The organism is Brevibacterium sp. SMBL_HHYL_HB1, from assembly GCF_018208375.1.
Classification (GTDB): domain Bacteria; phylum Actinomycetota; class Actinomycetes; order Actinomycetales; family Brevibacteriaceae; genus Brevibacterium; species Brevibacterium intestinavium.
In genome coordinates this window covers 878,838-899,212 of record NZ_CP062936.1, presented here as the reverse complement: position 1 = coordinate 899,212, position 20,375 = coordinate 878,838, and the positions used below count along the sequence as shown (strand labels likewise).

Here is a 20,375-nt window from a genome sequence, read left to right as displayed (position 1 = left end):
CGCCGCTGAGTGCGGGCACACTCAGTACATGATGGTGGCGAAGGTGCCGACCTGTTCGAAGCCGACGCGCGTGTACATCCGCAGCGCCACCTCGTTGTAGTCATTGGCGTACAGACTCACCGTCGTATGTCCCTTGTCGCGGGTGCGCTGGACGACCGCGGCCATTCCGGCCGCGCCGAGTCCCTGGTTCCTCACTTCGGGGTGGACCCATACTCCCTGGACCTGGACGATGCGACGGGCGCGGATGCCGATATCGGCCTTGAACAGAACCTGTTCGTCCTGTTCGGTGGCCGGCCATCGGGGCACCTGCCCGCCCTGGGGCAGGGTGTCGGAGATGCGGGCGTAGCAGTTCTTGCTGCGGATGATCCCGCGCACCCGTGAGAGGTATCCCGCAGTGCCGTCCTCGATGGGTGAGAACCCGACCTCCTTCGTGAACATGTCCACACTGGCGGGAAACACGGCGCCGAGGTCGTCGAGAGTGACTCGGATGACGTGTTCGTCGGGGGCCACGAGCGGATCCGAGCTGATCGCCAGCAGCGGCTGCCGCTGCCGCACCCCGCGAGGCCGGCCCCAGTTGAGCCGCTGCCCCAGATCGAGGATGACCCGCTGGGCGCCGATGAGGGAGCACGAGACGCGACCGTCGACGTTGAGCTTGTCGGCCAGCACCTGGTTCGTCGCCGCAGTCGCCGCGACGGGGATGATGTTGCCACCGACCCAGTAGGCGGCCACGGGCCGGTCGCCGTCGAAGACTCCGTACAGCGTCCCGGCCGGAGAGCCGAGCCGGGCGGTGCCGGTGACCTCGAGCAGGGAGATGAGGTAGACGTTCTCGCAGGGATTGCGCGCGAGCAGATCCGTCAGCCACTGCGTGTGCTGATGTCCCAGCCGTGCGATCCTCAGCATGAATAACCCTTGTCCACCGTCACCATGTGTCAGTCCTGTCGACGCGACGGCGATTCAGCCGACGACGACTTCCGGTGGGCCGGAGGTCGGGGACGACTCGGACCCGGCCTCCTGCGCGATCCGATTGGCCTCGGAGATCAGGGTCTCGACGATCTCAGCCTCGGGCACCGTCTTGATCACCTCGCCTTTGACGAAGATCTGGCCCTTGCCGTTGCCGCTGGCCACGCCGAGGTCGGCATCACGGGCCTCGCCCGGTCCGTTGACCACGCACCCCATGACCGCCACCCGCAGCGGGATCTCCATGCCCTCGAGGCCGGCGGTGACCTTGTCGGCCAGGGTGTAGACGTCGACCTGCGCACGCCCGCAGGAGGGACAGGAGACGATCTCGAGCTTGCGTGGTTTGAGGTTGAGCGATTCGAGGATCTGGTTGCCGACCTTGACCTCCTCGGCCGGAGGGGCCGACAGGGACACGCGGATGGTGTCGCCGATGCCCTCGGCCAGCAGATGTCCGAACGCGGTCGCGGATTTGATCGTGCCCTGGAAGGCCGGCCCGGCCTCGGTGACTCCCAGATGCAGCGGCCAGTCTCCGCGTTCGGCCAGCAGCTCGTAGGCGCGGACCATGACCACCGGGTCGTGGTGTTTGACGGAGATCTTGAAGTCGGAGAACCCGTGCTCCTCGAACAGGGAGGCCTCCCACACGGCGGACTCGACGAGCGCTTCGGGCGTGGCCCTGCCGTACTTCTCCATCAGCCGCTTGTCCAGGGATCCGGCGTTGACACCGATGCGGATGGACACCCCCGCCTCGGCGGCGGCCTTCGAGATCTCCTTGACCTGGTCGTCGAACTTGCGGATATTGCCCGGGTTGACCCGCACCCCGGCGCAGCCGGCCTCGATCGCGGCGAAGACGTACTTGGGCTGGAAGTGGATGTCGGCGATGACGGGGATCTGGGATTTGCCGGCGATGATCGGCAGCGCCGCGGCGTCATCGGCGGTCGGGCAGGCCACGCGCACGATATCGCAGCCGGAGGCGGTGAGCTCGGCGATCTGCTGCAGGGTCGCGTTGATGTCGGTCGTCGGCGTCGTCGTCATCGACTGCACGCTCACCGGCGATTCGGACCCGACGCCGACCTTGCCGACCCTGATCTGCCGCGTCTGCCGCCGCGGTGCGAGCACGGGCGGCGGCGATGCGGGCATTCCGAGATTGACAGATGTCACGAAGACGATCCCTTCAGTCGGGCTGGTGACCAGCCACGATGACCGTGCCGTCGCCGAGGCGGGCCCGAGCTGCGGCCGGATTGTTCGAACGATGTCCATTGTAGGACCTCCGCCTGCCTCCGAGGTGCGTTCCGCCGCTGTCGACTGTGCGCGGGTAGTGTGAAGGTGTCCTGAAATCTGCGAGAAGGAGCGGACCCGTGAGCGAAGGCGCATACCCCGACATCGAGGCTATGGTCGCCTTCCTGGACGCGGAGGCGAGCGCGCTGTCTGACCAGGGCGGATCCCTGGCTTGGGGAATCTTTCGCCGAGGCGGCCCTACTCGTTCCGCCAACGCCGACGTTCCGTACCGGATCGCGTCGATGACGAAGTCCTTCACCGCCGCGGCCATCGGTCTCCTCGCCGAGGACGGCCTCGACCTCGACCGGCCGTTCGGTCGCCTCGTGCCCGAACTGGCGGACACGGCGATCGCCGACCGCACCTGCCGGCAGGCGCTGACCATGGGCACCGGGTTCACGAAGGACGATCCGTGGGCCGACCGGATGGAGTCGATGACCCCGGACGAGCTGATCGCCTGGCTGCGCCGCGGCGCAGTCGCCACGGCCCCAGCCGACACCGGCTACGAGTATTCGAATCTCGGCTATGCCGTGCTCGGCATGGTCGCCGAGACGGTCACCGGTCGGACGTTCACCGAGCTCGTGTGCACCGACATCCTCGGACCTCTCGGGCTCACGCGCACCGGGTTCGACCACACCGACTTCCCGGACCTGGCACCAGGAATCCGTGTCGACCTCGACGGCGGTCTGCACCCGGCCGAGCTGACCGGCCCCGGGGTCTTCTCCCCCATCGGCGGAATGATCTCCACGGTGGACGACATCGGCACGTGGATGTCGGCCCACCTCGACGCGCTCGACGATCTCGAGGCGGAGCCCGGAACGCTTCGGCACGTTCTCACCGGCAACCAGCAGGGCCGACGACTCATGGAGTCCCAGCGCAGCAAGCACCATACGGAGACCCTGATCTACGGCTATGGCCTGGAGACCCGACTGGATTCGCGCTTCGGAAGGGTGGTCTGCCATTCGGGCGGCTACCCCGGATACGGTTCGCACATGCGATGGTTCCCCGAACTGGGGCTGAGCATCGTCGTGCTCGGCAACACCACGTACTATCCGGCTCAGCGCAGCGTCCAGAACGCCGTCGACGCGGGATGGGCGGCGGCCATCGGGACGCCTGATCTCACTCTGGATCGCAGCACCACCACGGCGCCGGTGCCCCGCTATGAAGCGCAGCCCGCACAGATTCAGACGGTCCTGGCCGCGGCGAACCTCGTCACCGATTTCGACGAGGCGGTCGCCGATGAGATCTTCTCGATGAACATGGATCTCGACGAACCGCGAGTCGAGCGGCGCCAACGCTTCGCTCGGTGGGCACGGGACCATGGTCTGGCCTCGGGCGACGCTTTCTCAGGCGAACAGCTGGTGATGTCCTCTCCGCTGCGCGGGACGGTGACGGTGCCTGCTGATGAGGCGCAGACGGACCCGGCCACGATCACGGTCGGACTCAACCACCTCGGTCAGGTGCAGGCGATCACCCTCGGCGGCTGAGGCTGCGCCGGCGACTGCCGGGCTGCCGGTCACCGCACCCGCTTCCTGCCCCGCCGACTGCCGGGTCTATCCGCCGGCGCCGAAGATCGCGTCGAGGGTGATGGGTTTGACGAGGTCGACGTAGACGAGCAGCGCCGTCATGCACAGCATGAGCCCGATGCACACATAGGTCAGCGGCAGCAGCTTCGCCGTGTCGAAGGGTCCGACCAGCCCGCGCCCGCGCCACCGGTTGATGCGACGGCGAGCTCCCTCGTAGAGTCCGACGGCGATGTGTCCGCCGTCCAGCGGCAGCAGCGGGATCATGTTGAACGCGAACAGGAAGATGTTGATCGAGCCGAGCATGCCGAGGCCCATCTGCGCCTTGTCGACGATATCGATGCGGTCGGTGGAGACGATCTCGCCGGCGATGCGGCCGACGCCGACCATGCCGACGAGCCCTTCGGCATCGCGGTCCTTCGTCCCGACGGCGACCTCACCGATGTCGACGAGTTTGACCGGCAGGGTGACGATGGCGTGGAAGACTCCTGAGACCTGATCCCAGACGGCTTCGGGGAACTCAGTGATCGGCAGGGGTGCGCGTTCGAACACGGGGCCGACGCCGAAGAAGCCCTCGGTCACGGTCTGCGGTGTCCCGTCCGGATTCTCAAGCGGCCTGTCCGCCTCGTCGAGCTTCTGCCGTTCGGTGGCGATGATCGGCACGGTCACGGACTGGGCCTGACCGTCGCGGATGAAGTCGACCTCGACGCGCTGACCGGCGTGGTCCTTGATCACCGTCGACAGCTGGTCCCAGTCCTTCGTCTCGACCCCGGCGATCGCGGTGATCTCATCGCCGGGTTCGATGCCGGCTTCCCAGGCCGGGGTCAGCTGGTCATCGTCGCGGCACGTGTTCTGCTCCTCGGCGGAACGCTGCGCGGCCTCGGAGGCGGGCACGGCGCATTCGACGACGGTCTCGACCGTGGTCGTCGGCGTCATCACACCGATGCCCATGAGCGAGATCGCCATGATGTGGATGCCGAGGACGAGGTTGACGAAGGGACCGGAGAACATGACGACCAGCCGCTTGGGCACGCTGAGGGCGTAGAACGTCCGGTGCTCCTCCCCCGGCGCGATCTCCTCGTTCGAGAACTCCCTGGCATCGGCCATGGTGCTCTCGAACAGCCGTCCCTTCCGCCGCCGGCGCGGAGCCTGCGCGTCGGGACCGGCACCCCCGCTCTGAGATCCGCCCTCGTCGAGGCCGGGCTGCTCGGCGGCTTCCTCCCGTGTCCCGGCCTCTGCCTCGCTGGCCTCTGCTTCCCGAGCCCCTGCTTCCGAAGCCCCGACGGTCTGGCCCTCGAGGCGCTGCGTGGTCGCCGGTTCGGGCGGGTACATTCCGGGCATCGCGATGAACCCGCCGAGCGGGAACGCCTTCACCCCGTACTCGGTCTCGCCGCGTCGGAAGGAGAACAGTGTGGGCCCGAAGCCGACCATGTAATGGGTGACCTTGACTCCGAAGCGCTTGGCCGGGGTGAGGTGGCCGAGCTCATGCAGGCCGATGGAGATCGAGATGCCGATGAGGAAGAGGACGATCCCGATGATGTAGAGCAGGACCGTCATCCCAGGCCTCCGTTCGGCACTCGCGCCGACTGCTGCCCGGACCGGGTCTTCTCGGCCTCTGACCGCTCGGCGGCGCTCTTCTGCTCGGCGACGAAGTCTCGGGCGAACTCCCGGGCCCAGGCATCGGCGGCCAGGACGGTGTCCACGGTGTGCTCGCCGGCCGGTTCGTGGGCCGCCAGGGCCCGGGCCAGTCCCCGGTCGATGTCGGTGAAGGCGATGTCGCCGGCGATGAACGCCGCCACGAGCACCTCGTTGGCGGCGTTGAGCACAGCCGGGAAGCTGCCGCCGCGCCGGCCGGCGTCGATGGCCAGGCCGAGGGCCGGGAACGCCAGGTGGTCGACCGGTTCGAACGACCAGTGCATCGGCTGGCCCCAGTTGTTCGGCACCGCTGCCGAACCCAACCGCGTCGTCGATCCGTCCGCCTGCGTGCCCAGAGCGTAGGAGATGGGCAGACGCATGTCCGGTGGGGAGATCTGCGCGATCGTCGAGGCGTCGGTGAACTCGACCATCGAGTGGATGTGCGATTGCGGGTGGACGACGACCTCGATGTGGTCGAAGTCGATCTCGAAGAGCAGGTGGGCCTCGATGACTTCCAGGCCCTTGTTGACCAGGGTCGCGGAGTTGAGGGTGATCATCGCCCCCATCGACCAGGTCGGGTGGTTGAGGGCCTGGCCGGGGGTGACTCGACGCAGCGCCTCGCGGGTCATGCCGCGGAAGGGGCCACCGGAGGCGGTGATGATCAGCTTGCTGACCTCCCTGTGGGTGCCGGCCCGCAGAGCCTGAGCGATCGCCGAGTGCTCGCTGTCGACGGGGACGAGCCGAGCTCCGGTGGCGCGTGCGGCATCGAGGACGATGGACCCGCCGATGATGAGCGACTCCTTGTTCGCCAGGGCCACATCGGTGCCCCGGGCCAGGGCGGCCAGTGTCGTTCCGAGACCGGCGGCACCGGTGATCGCGTTGAGGACCATGTCGGCCTCGAGACCCGCGACCGCCTCGGCGGCGGTGTCACCGATGTGGATGACCTCGACGGGATCGCTGACCCCGCGGGCGGCGGCGAGTGCGGCCAGTCGGCGGCGGATCTCGGCCTCTCCCCCGGCCGGCGGGGAGGTCAGTCCGATGACGGGAACGCAGAAATCGAGAGCCTGCTCGAGCAGCAGATCGAGTTGGGATCCGGCCGCCAGCCCGACGATCGCATGCTCGTGGCGGTGTCCGGACAGAACGTCGAGGGCCTGGGTGCCGACCGATCCGGTGGAGCCGACTACAATGAATCTACGTTTACTCACGCCAACCGATGATGCCAAAGTTCTCTGGGAAATGACTCGACAGCCTTCGGGCGAGCGTGGCCGGCCACCGATGGTTCGGCGCGCGGGTGCCCCTGTGGTTCGGCACGCGGCGTCCCTGCTGGGGACGGTGGTGAGTAAGGACAATCAATGGCGAAAGAGAATGATATGACCAAGACGCTGAGCCCCGACGACATCCTGGGATTGGATTCGGTCTTCGAGCCCGATGACCTCGAATTCGCAGCGATTGTGAAGAAGTGGCTGGACGAGAACGTCCGGGACAGGATCGGCGATTACTTCCTCGACGCCACGATCCCCGCTCGTGAACTGGCCGAAGGGCTCGGCGAGCTCGGCCTGCTGGGCATGCACCTGACCGGCTACGGCTGCGGCGGATCGACAGCCACCCAGTACGGTCTGGCCTGCCGTGAGCTCGAGGCCGTCGACTCCGGTCTGCGTTCGCTCGTGTCCGTGCAGGGGTCGCTGGCGATGTTCGCCATCCACCGCTTCGGTTCGGAGGCGCAGAAGGAGGAGTGGCTGCCGAAGATGGCCACCGGCAAGGCGATCGGCTGCTTCGGCCTGACCGAACCCGATGTCGGGTCCGATCCCTCGGGCATGAAGACGACGGCGAAGAGGGACGGATCCGACTGGATCCTCAACGGCGCGAAGATGTGGATCACGAACTCGCCGGTCTCCGACGTCATGGTTGTGTGGGCCAAGACCGAGGAGCTCGACGACAAGGGCCGGCCCGTCGTGCGCGGCTTCGTCGTGCCCTCGGACACCGAGGGGGTCCAGACTCCGGAGATCCACCGCAAGATCTCGCTGCGGGCCTCGATCACCGGTGAGATCGTCCTCGACAACGTGCGTCTGCCCGCCGATGCCATGCTGCCGGAGGCCGAGGGCCTCAAGGGACCGCTGTCGTGCCTGTCCGAGGCCCGCTACGGCATCGTCTTCGGAGTCACGGGAGCTGCCCGCGACTCGCTGCTGTCGGCCCTGGAGTACACGGGCACCCGCGTCCAGTTCGACCGCCCGCTGTCGTCGTTCCAGATCACGCAGCAGAAGCTCGCGAAGGCCCTGGGCCAGTATTCGCAGATCACACTGCTGGCCGCTCATCTGGGCAAGCTCAAGGACTCGGAGGCGGGCGTGCGTCCCGAGCAGATCAGCCTCGGCAAGATGGTGGGCGTCGACACGGCCATGAACGTCTGCCGCGACCTGCGCGCCCTCTTCGGCGGTTCGGGCATCACGAGCGAGTATCCGCCGCTGCGCCACGCGGTCAACCTCGAGACCGTGCTCACCTACGAAGGCACGCACGAAGTGCACCAGCTGACCCTGGGCCGGGCGATGACCGGGATCAACGCCTTCGCGAACTGATTCCGTCCCGGGTGGGGCAGGCGGTGTCGGCGTCGGGACGAGCGGCAACCCCGCTGGGACGGGCGGCGCTCCCGCTGGGACGGCCGGATGCTGCCTGCCGCAGTTCCACTACGACGGTCTGCTCGTCCTCGCCGAGGCGGCCCTGCCCGGCCAGTCCCCGACCCGCGGCGTGAGCGAGCGCGGTCGGGGCCTGCTCGCGTCCGAGTTCGATGAGCAGTGTGCCCTCGGGGCGCAGCCAGTCCACGGATTCGTCGATGAGTCTCCGGACGAGGTCGAGGCCGTCGGGCCCGCCGAAGAGAGCACTGCTCGGTTCGCAGTCGACGGCCTCCCGCGGGAGGAAGTCCGAGGCGGTGTCCGGCACATAGGGTGGGACCGCTGCGATCACGTCGACTCCGCGGCGCAGCTCCTGCGGCAGTCCCCGCAGGCAGTTCAGACGATGACCGTCAACGGTCGTGCCGGCGGCCGGGCTCGCGCCCGCCGCCTGGTGCACATTGGCCACGGCGGCCTCGACGGCTTCGTCCTGCGCATCGCCGACGCAGATGCGCACACCGGGCACCGAGGCGGCCACGAACGACCCGACCGGTCCCGCTCCGCAGAACCCTTCGACCAGCACCGGAGCCGGTCGGCCCGCACCGCGCCGGTCCGAGACGGCCCTGACAGTGCGCTCGGAATGGAAGGCGAGCAGTCTCGTCCTCTGTCTGGGGACGAACACGCCCGGACGCACATTCAGGCGCAGGCCGGCGAAGTCGACCCACCCGACGATGTGTTCGAGCGGTTCTCCGCTGATCCGCCGGGCCGCGAGTGCCTTCAGCCTCGACTGTCTTGAGTCTTCACTGACCGTGTCCCCCTGCAGCGCCGCTTCGAGGAGAATGGCGGCTTCCTCCTCGGCGAAGACGCACCCGGCATCGCGCAGCGCTTCGGTGAGCCGATGCATTCTCGGTCTTCAGGAACCCGACAGGACCGCGCCTCGGAACCAGTCCACCCATGCCTGTGCATCGATCACTCCCGCATCGGTGTGCAGCAGGGTGTGCTCCGGGGACAGGGGGACGACGGCGGCGAACTCGACGCGGGAGTCGCGCATCGCCTGGTCGAGGTTCGCGGTCTGTCCGTCGATGCTGACACCGACGCCTTCGAACCGGGACCGAGTGATCCTGACCGAGGCACGGCCGGGTTCGATCGTCGGGGCGTCGATGCCGTGGACGACGACAGCGGTCTCGGTCGCCTCACCGGCCTCGGCGCGCAGGTCGACTCGCAGGCCGATGCGTGCGGCAGCCAGCAGAGTCAGCGCCCTTGCCAGGGGCGGGACCTCCTCGGCGAGGGTGAGCACGGCACCCGATTCCGGGATCACTCCCATGGTCCGCAGCACCCCGGCGAGCTTCGCACTGCGGTCGAGGACCTCGGCGCGGTCGAGCTCGACGGGCACCGACAGTGCCGCGATCAGGCGCGGATCGGTGACCTCGCGCCCGTCGACCAGCGGCTTCTCGGGCGCCGGCCCGGTGAGGACGACGTCATCGGCACGTCCCATCGCGATCGGGAAGTCGAGGAGTTCGTAGACGGGATTGAGTGTGCCGGCGTCGGTGTCGCTCGGCGACGAGAAGTAGTGGAACTCAGTCAACGGAGGCCATCACCTCGACGACGCGGTCGATGAAGGCGTCGACCTGGTCCTCATCGTAGGCCTTCTTGCCCTTCGCGGTCTTGAACAGCACGCGGCGGACCTGATCGACGCTCATCGCCACGCCCTGGGTGAAGTAGGAGTTGACCTTGTCGCACATGTCGTCGACCTGGTCGATGTCGTAGCCGATGACGCCGGGGGGCGGGTTGTCGAAGCGCTCTCCGGCCTCGCGGACGAGCCGTCCGCGCAGGGACGCGGCGACGCGGGTGAGTTCGGCGACCCATGCGTCCTGACCGGACTGGGCGATGAGTCGGTCGCGGGCCTGTTTGGCGAATGCGTCCTCGAGACGGTCGAGGGCGGCGTCGACGACGGCCACATGGTAGCCCTTGCGCACGAGGTCGAAGCCGACCGTGCGCACTGCGCGCGAATCGAGGTCGCCGGGCTGCGGGGTCGGCCGTTCGAAGGACTCACGCGCACGCTTGAAGAAGCTGTCGACCTGCTTGGGGTCGTATCCGTTCTTCCAACCGGACATTCGAGGGAAAGTCGTGTCCGCCATGTCTCCTCCAGAAGCGAGTGCCTGTGCTGTTTCCACCATGATAGATCGACGACGCCGAAATTGCGTGCCCGTGCCCGTGATCGGGTGGCCCGACCGGGTGGTGCCTCAGTCGGCGGCGGCCAACTGGCCGCAGGCCCCGTCGATATCGGACCCGCGGGTGTCGCGGATGGTGGTGGGGATGCCGTGGTCGATGAGCCGGCGGACGAATTCGTCGGCGACCTCCGGTTCGGAGGCCGTCCACACCGAGCCCGGGGTCGGGTTGAGCGGGATCGGGTTGACGTGCACCCAGCCGCGGCCGCGGGCGTTGAGCTTCTGCGCCAGCAGCTCGGCCCGCCAGGCGTGATCGTTCATGTCCTTGATCAGCGCGTATTCGATGCTCACGCGCCGACCGGTGACCTGGAAGTAGTTGTAGGCGGCGTCGATGGCCTCATCGGCCTTCCACCGGGTGTTGACCGGGATCATCTCATCGCGCAGCTCGTCGTCGGGGGCGTGGAGACTCAGCGCAAAGGTCACCGGGATGTCCTCGGCGGCGAGTTTGTTGATGCCGGGCACCAGCCCGACCGTCGAGATCGTGATCCGCCGCGGCGACATGCCCAGTCCCTCGGGGGCGGGTCCGACGAACCGGCGGACGGCGTTCATCACCCGCTTGTAGTTGGCCAGGGGTTCGCCCATGCCCATGAACACGATGTTCGAGACCCGTTCGGGCCCGCTCGCCGAGGTGGCCGTCCCCTCCTCGTCGTTTGCCGCCTCCCCGTCGCCGGGACCGTCGGCCTCGGCGCCGAGCGCGGTCTCGCCCGCCCCGGGCATATCGGACGCCGGCGCCTCGGCGAGCTCACCGGCGGCGATGACCTGGTTGGCGCGCACGACCTGCTCGACGATCTCGGCGGTGGACATGTTGCGGGTCAGGCCCTGCTGCCCGGTGGCGCAGAACGGGCAGTTCATTCCGCATCCGCACTGGCTGGACACGCACAGGGTGACCCGGTTGCGGTAGCGCATGAGCACGGATTCGACGAGGGCTCCGTCGAAGAGGCGCCAGAGGAATTTGATCGTGTCACCGTTCTCGGTCCGCAGACGGCGGACCTCGGTGAGCAGGTGCGGGAAGAACCGCTGCTGGATCTCGCCGCGAAGATCCTTCGGCAGGTCCGTCATCGCCTCGGTGTCGGTGACGTAGTGGCTGAAGTAGTGCGTCGAGATCTGCTTCGCGCGGAAGGCGGGCAGACCCATCTCCTCGACCGCGGCGATGCGTTCGTCCATGGACATATCCGCCAGATGCTGCTGCGGCTGGCTGACGCGGGGGGACTTGAAGTTGAGAAGGGGACGACCGTCACGCGTCGGTGTCGTCGACGTCGTCCCATCGGGATGCTCCACGACGGGTCTGGTCTGCCTTCTGCCTGCTTGAGAACTCACGGAACCATTGTCTCATGAGGCGACGAAGACTGCTGTGTGGCAGCCACCACGCGGTGGAGAGTCGCAGATTCGGCCGTGAACGGATCAGACGCGTTGGCCAGGGCCTCCTGGGTGACCGGGCAGGGCCTCCGAGGTGACCGGGCAGGGCCTCCGAGGTGACCGGGCAGGGCCTCCGAGGTGACCGGGCAGGGCCTCCGAGGTGACCGGGCAGGGTCTCAGAGGTAACCGGGCAGGACCGAGAACAGGACGAGGGCGACCGGGGCGGTCGGCAGGATCGAGTCGAGGCGGTCCATGACTCCGCCGTGGCCGGGCAGCAGAGTGCCCATGTCCTTGAGCTCGAGGTCGCGTTTGATCATGGATTCGCTGAAGTCGCCGAGCGTGGCGAAGGCGGGAATGATCGCCCCGAAGACCAGTCCGGTCCAGAACGGTGCGCCGATGAGCGTCACGGCCAGGATCGTGGCCACGGCGGCGGCGAAGATCGTCGACCCGAGGTAGCCCTCCCAGGACTTCTTCGGTGAGATCTTCGGGGCGATCGGGTGCTTGCCCCACAGCACTCCGAAGACGTACCCGCCGGTGTCGGAGGCGACGACGGCGGCGAGGAACATGATGACGTAGAAGTTGCCGTCGGGCTGGGTGAGCAGATAGACGACGAAGCAGGCCATGAGGCCGACGTAGGTGAGCGCGAAGAGGGAGAGCGAGACGTCCTTGACCGCGTTCTTGCGGCGCTCGACCATCGTGAAGAGCATGACGGCGCCGGCGCTGGCGGCGAAGGTCACCCACAGGGCTTCGCGTCCGCCGATGTAGGTGGCCAGCACCATGCAGGCGGCGGAGACCATGGTGGGCACGCGGGAGACGAGCGAACCGGACCGCGACAGTGCGTTGGCCAGTTCCCACATCGCGGCGACGATGCCGACGAGGATGATGAAGAGGAAGGAGATCGGCAGGAAGATCAGCGAGCACAGCACCACGCCGCCGATGAGCAGCCCCATGCCGATGGCTGCCGGCAGATTGCGGCCTGCCCGACCGTAGTCCTTCGGGGGCGGCTCGGCATCGGATTCGGCCGCCTCGGGGCTGGGGTCGAAGTCCGGGGCATCGGGCGAGTACGGTTTGTCCGTATTGCGCAGATCCCGGCGTCTGGGGAAGGGTGTCTCGGCCCGAGCGGCGTCGCGCGAGGGATCCGGCTCCCCGAAGGGAGCCGGATTCGCGGCGGGACTGTCGGACCCGGTCAAGGCAATCATCAGACCTCGAGGAGCTCGGCTTCCTTCTGCGAGAGCAGCTGATCGACGTTGTCGACCTTGCTCTTCGTCAGCTCGTCGAGTTCGGAGATGGCACGGGTGACTTCGTCCTCGCCGGCCTCTCCGTCCTTCTTGATCCGCTCGAGAACGTCCTTGGCGTGGCGGCGGATGTTGCGGATGGAGACCTTTCCGTCCTCGGCCTTGCTCTTGACGATCTTGACGTATTCCTTGCGGCGCTCCTCGGTCAGTTCCGGCAGGACGACGCGGATGACGTTGCCGTCGTTGGCCGGGTTCGCCCCGAGGTCGGAGTTGCGCAGAGCGTTCTCGACATCGGTCAGGGTGCCCTTGTCGTACGGAGTCACGAGGATCGTCCGGGCCTCGGGCGTCTGGAACGACGCGAGCTGCTGGAGCGGGGTCGGTGCACCGTAGTAGTCGATCTCGATGTCGGCGAACAGTGCGGGGTTGGCGCGGCCGGTGCGGATCGACGCGAAGTCGTCCTGTGTGAACTCGACGGCCTTGTCCATCTTCTCTCTGGCCTCGGCCAGTGTCTCTTCAATCACGGTTCACTCTTTCCATCTCTGTAAGCTTTGGGTTCATTCTATGGGTCATCGCTGAAAAATGCCGCACCGTATCCACAACCGAGTGTCCTCACCTGCGCAGACAGTGAGTCGGCTGTTGAGGCGGCGGCGATGGGCGGGGCCGTATCGGCCCCGTCCGGGCCCCGCGGCAGCCCTGCTGGGCGCACGAGTCCGCCCCGGGTCGCCCGGGAGTCAGTGGACGACGGTGCCGATCTTGTCTCCGGTGATGGCCTTTTGCAGATTGCCCTCCCCCTGCATGCCGAAGACATGCATCGGCAGTCGGTTGTCCATGCACAGCGAGAACGCGGTGGAGTCGACGACCTTGAGTCCGCGCTGCAGTGCTTCCTGGTAAGTGACCTCGGCCAGCTTCTCCGCGTTCGGGTCGACCTTGGGATCGGCGGTGTAGACGCCGTCGACGCCGTTCTTCGCGATCAGCACCTCGTCGGCGTGGATCTCCAGAGCGCGCTGGGCGGCGACGGTGTCGGTGGAGAAGTACGGCAGGCCGGCGCCGGCGCCGAAGATGACGACGCGGTTCTTCTCCATGTGCCGCATGGCCCGACGGGGGATGTAGGACTCGGCGACCTGCGACATCGGAATCGCCGTCTGGACCCGCGTGTCGACTCCCAGCTGCTCGAGGAAGTCCTGCAGCGCCAGGCAGTTCATCACGGTGCCGAGCATGCCCATGTAATCGGCACGGGTGCGGTCCATGCCGCGCTGGGACAGTTCGGCGCCGCGAAAGAAGTTGCCGCCGCCGACGACTATGCTCACTTCGACGTCCTCGACCGTGGGCGCGACCTCACGGGCGACCATGGCCACGACATCGGGATCGACTCCGATCCTGCCGCCGCCGAAGACCTCGCCGGAGAGCTTGAGCAGGACCCGCCTGCGGTGGGTGCGGACGGGGCGGCTGACGTGGCTGGATTCGTAAACCGGGGTGCTTGTCATTGAGTCCTTCTTCCGTGCGGGCAGGTCGATACCCGGGCACATCGTCACTCGGGTTGGTCGTCTGGGCCAGTCTAGCGAAAACGGGGTCGGACCGATCGGTCCGACCCCGTTGCCCGGGTGAGTTCTCACTCACCCGGGGAACCGGCGAAGCAGATGTCGGTCTGCTGCGCGGTCAGTGGTGTTTCAGGCTCCCACACGGTAGCGCAGGAAGCCGGTGGCCTTGACGCCTGCAGCCTCGAGCACCTTGGCCACGGACTGCTTGGGATCCTTGGCGAATCCCTGGTCGAGCAGGCAGTTCTCCTTGAAGAAGCCGTTGACGCGGCCTTCGATGATCTTGGGCATCGCCTGTTCGGGCTTGCCCTCGTTCTTCGCGGTGTCTTCGGCGATGCGACGCTCGTTCTCGACGATGTCGGCCGGAACGTCCTCGCGGGAGAAGTACTTCGGGCTCATCGCGGCGATGTGCACGGCCACGTCGTGAGCCACGGTCTCGTCATCGCCTTCGAAGGCCAGCAGCACGCCGACCTGCGGGGGCAGGTCCTTGTTGGTGCGGTGCAGGTAGGATTCGACCTTCGCGCCTTCGATGCGACCCACGCGACGCAGGTCGACCTTCTCGCCCAGGGTGGCACCGGATTCGGTGATGAACTGGGAGACGGGCTTGCCGTCGGTCTCAGCGGCCAGCAGCGCTTCGGCCGATTCGGCCTTGTTGGCCACAGCCAGTTCGAGGACCTGATCGGCGAGCTTGACGAAGGGCTCGGACTTCGCGACGAAGTCGGTCTCCGAGTTCAGCTCGATCATGGTGCCGACGCCGCCGTCGACGGAGGTGGCCACGAGACCGTCGGAGGTCGCGCGACCCTCACGCTTGGTGGCGCCCTTGAGGCCCTTCACGCGGAGAGCCTCCATGGCCTTGGCCTGGTCGCCGTCGGACTCGTCAAGAGCCTTCTTGACGTCCATCATTCCCGCGCCGGTCTTCTCGCGCAGTGCCTTGATGTCAGCGGCAGTGTAGTTTGCCATTCTTTCTCCTCAGGATGGTGGAGTTAAAGGAAATCAGGACTCTGTCGACTCGGTGGAGTCGGCAGCGGCGTCGGCGGCCGGCGCAGCGGCAGCGGCCTCGGCCTCGGCGGTCTCGCCCTCAACAGCAGGAGCGGCCTCGGCGGGAGCGGCGGTCTCGGCGGGCTTGGCCTCGTCGGTCTTGCCCTCGAGGAGCTCGCGCTCCCACTCGGGCATCGGCTCGACGGCCGAGACGTTCTTCTCGCCGGACGTCTCGTCCGAGGAGTGGCGGGCGATGAGGCCCTCGGCCACGGCGTCGGCGACCACGCGGGTCAGCAGCGAGACCGAGCGGATGGCGTCGTCGTTGCCCGGGATCGGGTAGGTGACGTCATCGGGGTCGCAGTTGGTGTCGAGGATGCCGATGACCGGGATGCCGAGCTTCTTGGCCTCATCGACGGCGAGGTGCTCCTTCTTCGTGTCGACGATCCAGACGGCCGACGGGGTGCGCTGCATATCGCGGATACCGCCGAGGGTCTTCTCCAGCTTGTCCTTCTCACGGCGAAGGATGAGCAGCTCCTTCTTCGTGTGCGAGGAGCCTGCCACGTCGTCGAAGTCGATCTCTTCGAGTTCCTTCAGGCGGCGCAGACGCCCGGAGATGGTCTGGAAGTTCGTGAGCATACCGCCGAGCCAACGCTGGTTGACGTAGGGCTGGCCCACGCGCTTGGCCTGTTCGGCGATGGATTCCTGAGCCTGCTTCTTGGTTCCGACGAAGAGGATCGTGCCGCCGTGGGCCACGGTCTCTTTGACGAATTCGAAGGCATTGTCGATGTAGCCCAGCGACTTCTGCAGGTCGATGATGTAGATGCCGTTGCGCTCGGTGAAGATGAAGCGCTTCATCTTCGGGTTCCAACGGCGGGTCTGATGTCCGAAGTGAACGCCGCTGTCGAGCAGCTGGCGAATGGTGACGACGGCCATGCCGACGCCCTCCTTTCTGTGCACCTCGAGGTGCTTTTACGTCACGCGCGCGCCGGGCTCTGCGTCCCGAATCCGGTGCGGATCCGGTTCGGTTCGACCGACGGAGAGCGTCGATGACTTTTTCGGTTGATTCCTGGTATCCGGTTCAGCCGCCCCACAAGCACACCTGCCGGTGGCCTGCACCACGGGAAGGAGAAGAATTCGGATACGCGTAGTCAGAAGACATGCTTCTGCTGGGGTCGAGTATATCCCCGTTGGGCAAGCCATTTCCAATCGACAACGCCCTCGCCGAGGCGGCCATCGGGGATGCGCGATCGCATCGACTTGCGCGTCAGAGCGTGTGGACAGCGCCGCGACTGCGTCCGGCTCTGCGGACGCCTCGCATCGTCGGCAGCGGTCGGTCGGCTCGTGTGATCCGGTCGTGGCCACGCCGCTGGCCCCGTGCGCTCATTTCGGGCACTCGCACGTCCCAGCCTGGGGACGGCGCCCCGACTCGACCACCCTCACCCTGTGGATCGCTCCGGCCCGTCCACAGGCCACTTCCGTGAGGATGACAGTGCCCCACGCACCGGCTTCCATACTCGTATGAACCGCTTCGCACAGCAGCCGCCTCGCCGCCCGCCGCGACCTCACAGGCGTCGACGACCGGATGACGAGGCCGGACAGGCACGATCCCTCGTCCTGGCCACGCTGCTCACCGCGGCCCTGGTCCTGACGCTCACTCCCCCTGCGTCGGGCGCGCACGCGGCCGCAGAAGAGGCGTCGCAGGCGGTGCAGGTCTCATCGGCGCCGCCTGCGAAATCGGGTGGCTCCGTCGCATCGAACTGGGTCACCCCGGTTCCGGCGATGGAGATCATCAAGGCCTTCGACCCTCCCGATGAGCCGTGGCTCAAGGGCCATCGCGGGATCGATGTGCTCGCCGTCGAGGACGAACCTCTGCGGGCACCGACGACCGGGTCCATCCGTTTCGCCGGCACCGTCGCAGGCTCGGCCACCGTGAGCGTGCGCACCGATTCCGGTCATGTGCTGACCTTCCAGCCGGCGACGAGTCCGATGGAGAAGGGCGAGCGCTTCTCGGCCGGAGAGCAGATCGGCACGGTCGGGCCCGGCGGCCACTGCGAACGGTCCTGCCTGCACATCGGGGCGTGGCCGGCCTCAACCGATCAGCGCTACACCGATCCGGGCAAGCTCTTCGGCCAGGAGCAGTCCGTTCTGCTTCCGCTGTCGCGCAAACCCGCCGAGGAGCCGGCCGGCGGCGGTGACTCGTCGACCTCCGGGGCCGGGGCTTGGGGCGGACACAGCAACGGCCGGATCCCCGCCTCGGCCATGTGCGAGCTCGCGACCGCCCCCGGCCGGATGCTGCGCTGTGACGCGCAGGCCGCGTTCGACCGGCTCTCGCGTGCCTTCGAGGCACGGTTCGGCTCCCCCATCTCGGTCACCGACGCCTATCGCGACTACGCCACGCAGGTGATCCTCAAACGCCGCAAGGGTCGCATGGCCGCGACACCCGGGACGTCGAACCACGGGTGGGCTCTGGCGGTCGACCTCGGCAGCGGGATCAATTCCTTCGGCAGCGCCCAGCATCGGTGGATGCGGGCCCATGCCCCGAAGTTCGGGTGGATCCATCCCGGATGGGCCAGACAGTCGGGTTCGCTGCCCGAGCCCTGGCATTGGGAGTTCCGCAAGTGACGGACTGCAGTGCCGACAGACGCCCCGCGGCGCTCAGGCGCGAGGATGTGCCCGGCGGTAGGTCTCCTGCAGACGCTGCATCGACACATGCGTGTAGATCTGGGTGCTGCTCATGGTGGAGTGGCCGAGCAGCTCCTGGATCTGGCGCAGATCGGCACCGCGGTCGAGCATATGGGTCGCGGCCGAGTGCCGCAGTCCGTGCGGTCCGATGTCCGGGGCGCTCGGATCGTCGGTGCCGTATCTGTGCACGAGTTCGCGCACCTGCCTGGCGCCGATGCGCCCGCCGCGGACTCCGAGGAACAGTGCGTCCCCGCTGCCGGACCGGGCGAAGAGGTGGCGGACGCTGAGCCAGGCGTCCAAGGCTCGCTGGGCCGGTGTTCCGAAGGGCACGCGGCGCTCCTTGTTGCCCTTGCCCAGGACAGTGATCATCGCAGAGCGGTGATCGACGTCGCTGCGGTCGAGCTCGGTCAGTTCGGACACGCGCACCGCCGTGGCGTAGAGCATCTCGAGGATCGCTGCGTCCCTGAGTCGTTTGGCGGCCTCGAGCGGGCCCTCGCCTTCCCCTTCGGACGGCCGCGTCCCTGCCGAGGAGCCCCCGGCCTCCGCACCGTCAGAGTCTGCGACCTCGGCAGCGGCGATGAGCTCGGCCGCCTGCTGCGGTTTGAGCACCGTGGGCAGACGCGACTCCTTCTTCGGAGTCCGCAGGCGCGCGGCCGGGTTGTTCGTCAGCCCCAGTCTGCTCACCCCGTAGGCGAAGAAGGATCGCACGGCCGCGATCTTGCGGGCCACCGTCGACCTCGCGGCTCCGGCGTCGTCGAGTGCGATCAGCCAGGAGCGCAGATCATCGAGGTCGACCGCGGAGACATCGACCCGCGGCCCTTGGTTCTGCGGCGAGCCCTGCTGCTCTGCCTGCTCGCCGTCCCCGGTGCCGCGGCGCATCTTCGTCGAGTGCCCGGCATGATCGAGGAAATCGGTGATATCGGAGACATAGGCCCGAGCGGTGTGTTCGGACACGTCACGGGACCTCAGGTGCTCGGCATAGCCGGACACCACCTCGGCGACGGTCGACGTTGTGCTCATATGACCAGGATACGTCGATGCGCGCCCACACGTGCGGATTCAGTCCGACCTGCGCAGTTTCACCCATCCGTTGTCGCGGCGGGCCGCCAGACCGGCCAGGTCGAGTGCGGCCAGGGCGTTGAGCGCATCGGCAACGGTCAGTCCCGCCCGTGAGCCGATGCTTCCGACGTCGAGCGCCTTGGTCGCCGACAGCGCGTTGAGGCAGATCTTCTCCCGCTCGTCGAGGTCATCGACCGGATCGGGCCGCGACCGCTGTCGGCCCGCGGCCCCGAAACGGGAACCACGGGATCGCACGCGGCTGTCCTCGGCCTGGTCGAACAGTGTCGGGGCATCAGCGTCCATCAGGGCAAGAACATCGTCGCTGCAGGTGACGAGTTCGGCCTCATGTTCACGCAGCAGTCGGTGGGCCCCGGTCGAGGAGGCCGAGTAGACGGACCCCGGGAAAGCTGCCACCTGCCGGGACAGTTCGAGTCCGTGCCGGGCGGTGTTGAGTGCACCGCTCCTCCATCCGGCCTCGACGACGACGCACACCTGCGCCGAGGCGGCGATGAGCCGATTGCGCAGCAGGAAGCGGTGCCGCATCGGGGTCATTCCCGGAGCGGTCTCGGACACGATGGCACCGGTGGGCAGGATCTGTTCGAACAGCTCGGCGTTCGCGGCCGGGTAGAAACGGTCCACTCCCCCGGCCATGAACGCCACCGTCGGCGCCTCACGGGCGATCGCGGCCCGATGCGCTGCTGCGTCGATGCCGAAGGCACCACCGGAGACGACGGTGACGCCGCTGGAGGCGAGATCCCACGCGAGATCGGAGGCGCATTTGGTGCCGTAGCTGCTGGCGGCGCGGGCCCCGACGACGGCGACCGCGCGCCCGAGCACGGCGTTGAGACCGGCGGCGCCTCGGACCCACAGTCCCAGCGGTGCGGCCGGTCCGAGATCGTCGAACGAGACCGGCCATTCCTCATCACCGGGAATGACGAGGCGGCCGCCGATGCGTGCCACGCGCTCGAGGTCTCCTCCTCCGGTCGTGTCGCCGGCGCGCACCGCCCACCGCTCGATCGCTGCGGAGAGCTGACCGTGCCCGACCGCCCCGGTGCCATCAGCCGCAGCGCCGGTTCCCGCAGCGTCGACCGCCCCGGTTCCGGTCGCCTCGGTGCCGGCGGAGATGAGGCCGGCGACCGCCTCCTGTGCGTTGGTCTCACCGGTGGCGACGGCCGTGATGATCGCGTGGGCCGCGATCGGACCGATCTCGTCGACCAGGCGTTTGAGCAGACCGTCGCCGGGTTCGCCCACGCGCAGCAGGCTCGCGATGGAGGATCGGACCGCGTCCGTCGATTCCGTGCCGAGTGCATTCACG

The 20,375-nt window shown here is 67.7% G+C and carries 18 protein-coding genes; 3 read left to right on the top strand and 15 right to left on the bottom strand.

All coding sequences use genetic code 11. From position 1 onward, the window contains the following. Positions 1-21: 21 nt before the first annotated feature. Both IG171_RS04290 and ispG read right to left on the bottom strand, forming a co-directional pair. Positions 22-900, bottom strand: coding sequence for a DUF4081 domain-containing GNAT family N-acetyltransferase (locus IG171_RS04290; RefSeq protein WP_212130132.1), 879 nt, complete (start codon positions 898-900; stop codon positions 22-24). A 54-nt stretch (positions 901-954) separates the two neighbouring features. Beyond that, complete coding sequence (gene ispG, locus IG171_RS04285) at positions 955-2,115, bottom strand: flavodoxin-dependent (E)-4-hydroxy-3-methylbut-2-enyl-diphosphate synthase (RefSeq protein WP_212130130.1); 1,161 nt, start codon at positions 2,113-2,115, stop codon at positions 955-957. 197 nt (positions 2,116-2,312) lie between these two features. Between ispG and IG171_RS04280 the strand changes: the two genes are divergently transcribed. After that, positions 2,313-3,716: a serine hydrolase domain-containing protein gene (locus tag IG171_RS04280; protein ID WP_212130129.1), complete on the top strand. Its 1,404-nt coding sequence runs from the start codon at positions 2,313-2,315 to the stop codon at positions 3,714-3,716. Between the two features lie 66 nt (positions 3,717-3,782). On the opposite strand, the gene IG171_RS04275 is transcribed toward IG171_RS04280, so the two are convergent. Beyond that, the gene (locus IG171_RS04275; protein WP_212130126.1) at positions 3,783-5,309 is read right to left on the bottom strand and encodes a site-2 protease family protein; all 1,527 of its coding nucleotides are present in this window, start codon (positions 5,307-5,309) and stop codon (positions 3,783-3,785) included. Continuing rightward, positions 5,306-6,592, bottom strand: coding sequence for a 1-deoxy-D-xylulose-5-phosphate reductoisomerase (gene dxr / locus IG171_RS04270; RefSeq protein ID WP_212130124.1), 1,287 nt, complete (start codon positions 6,590-6,592; stop codon positions 5,306-5,308). Before dxr ends, IG171_RS04275 begins: the two co-directional genes overlap by 4 nt. Before the next feature lie 165 nt (positions 6,593-6,757). On the opposite strand from dxr, the gene IG171_RS04265 reads away from it, so the two are divergent. Then, entirely contained in the window at positions 6,758-7,957 is a 1,200-nt protein-coding gene (locus tag IG171_RS04265) for an acyl-CoA dehydrogenase family protein (protein WP_212131528.1), read from the top strand. On the opposite strand, the gene IG171_RS04260 is transcribed toward IG171_RS04265, so the two are convergent. The 9 genes from IG171_RS04260 to rpsB form a co-directional block, all read right to left on the bottom strand. Further along, positions 7,938-8,891: a hypothetical protein gene (locus tag IG171_RS04260; RefSeq protein WP_212130121.1), complete on the bottom strand. Its 954-nt coding sequence runs from the start codon at positions 8,889-8,891 to the stop codon at positions 7,938-7,940. The two genes, IG171_RS04265 and IG171_RS04260, sit on opposite strands and share 20 nt — an antisense overlap. Positions 8,892-8,900: 9 nt before the next feature. Beyond that, entirely contained in the window at positions 8,901-9,572 is a 672-nt protein-coding gene (locus IG171_RS04255; RefSeq protein ID WP_212130119.1) for a hypothetical protein, read from the bottom strand. Next, positions 9,565-10,125 carry a DivIVA domain-containing protein gene (locus IG171_RS04250; RefSeq protein ID WP_212130117.1) on the bottom strand — a complete coding sequence of 187 codons (561 nt, stop codon included), beginning with the start codon at positions 10,123-10,125 and terminating at the stop codon, positions 9,565-9,567. The genes IG171_RS04255 and IG171_RS04250 overlap by 8 nt, the downstream gene beginning before the upstream one ends. A 105-nt stretch (positions 10,126-10,230) precedes the next feature. Beyond that, the gene (rlmN, locus tag IG171_RS04245; RefSeq protein ID WP_212131527.1) at positions 10,231-11,493 is read right to left on the bottom strand and encodes a 23S rRNA (adenine(2503)-C(2))-methyltransferase RlmN; all 1,263 of its coding nucleotides are present in this window, start codon (positions 11,491-11,493) and stop codon (positions 10,231-10,233) included. Positions 11,494-11,747: 254 nt separating this feature from the next. Then, on the bottom strand, positions 11,748-12,770 hold the full coding sequence (locus tag IG171_RS04240) for a phosphatidate cytidylyltransferase (RefSeq protein WP_212130116.1): 1,023 nt from the start codon (positions 12,768-12,770) through the stop codon (positions 11,748-11,750). Beyond that, positions 12,770-13,327 (bottom strand): ribosome recycling factor, encoded by a 558-nt coding sequence (frr, locus tag IG171_RS04235; RefSeq protein WP_212130115.1) that lies wholly within the window; start codon positions 13,325-13,327, stop codon positions 12,770-12,772. Before frr ends, IG171_RS04240 begins: the two co-directional genes overlap by 1 nt. A 210-nt stretch (positions 13,328-13,537) precedes the next feature. Continuing rightward, positions 13,538-14,290, bottom strand: coding sequence for a UMP kinase (pyrH, locus tag IG171_RS04230; RefSeq protein ID WP_212130114.1), 753 nt, complete (start codon positions 14,288-14,290; stop codon positions 13,538-13,540). 183 nt (positions 14,291-14,473) lie between these two features. Continuing rightward, positions 14,474-15,301 (bottom strand): translation elongation factor Ts, encoded by an 828-nt coding sequence (gene tsf, locus IG171_RS04225; RefSeq protein ID WP_212130113.1) that lies wholly within the window; start codon positions 15,299-15,301, stop codon positions 14,474-14,476. A 33-nt stretch (positions 15,302-15,334) separates the two neighbouring features. After that, positions 15,335-16,252: a 30S ribosomal protein S2 gene (gene rpsB, locus IG171_RS04220; protein ID WP_212130112.1), complete on the bottom strand. Its 918-nt coding sequence runs from the start codon at positions 16,250-16,252 to the stop codon at positions 15,335-15,337. A gap of 585 nt (positions 16,253-16,837) precedes the next feature. Between rpsB and IG171_RS04215 the strand changes: the two genes are divergently transcribed. Beyond that, positions 16,838-17,941, top strand: coding sequence for a D-alanyl-D-alanine carboxypeptidase family protein (locus tag IG171_RS04215; protein WP_249204041.1), 1,104 nt, complete (start codon positions 16,838-16,840; stop codon positions 17,939-17,941). A 33-nt stretch (positions 17,942-17,974) separates the two neighbouring features. Here IG171_RS04215 and IG171_RS04210 read toward each other — a convergent pair whose 3' ends face one another. Beyond that, positions 17,975-19,021 carry a tyrosine recombinase XerC gene (locus tag IG171_RS04210; RefSeq protein ID WP_212130110.1) on the bottom strand — a complete coding sequence of 349 codons (1,047 nt, stop codon included), beginning with the start codon at positions 19,019-19,021 and terminating at the stop codon, positions 17,975-17,977. A gap of 39 nt (positions 19,022-19,060) precedes the next feature. Continuing rightward, positions 19,061-20,374, bottom strand: coding sequence for a DNA-processing protein DprA (gene dprA / locus IG171_RS04205; protein WP_212130108.1), 1,314 nt, complete (start codon positions 20,372-20,374; stop codon positions 19,061-19,063). Between the last annotated feature and the right edge of the window lies 1 nt (position 20,375).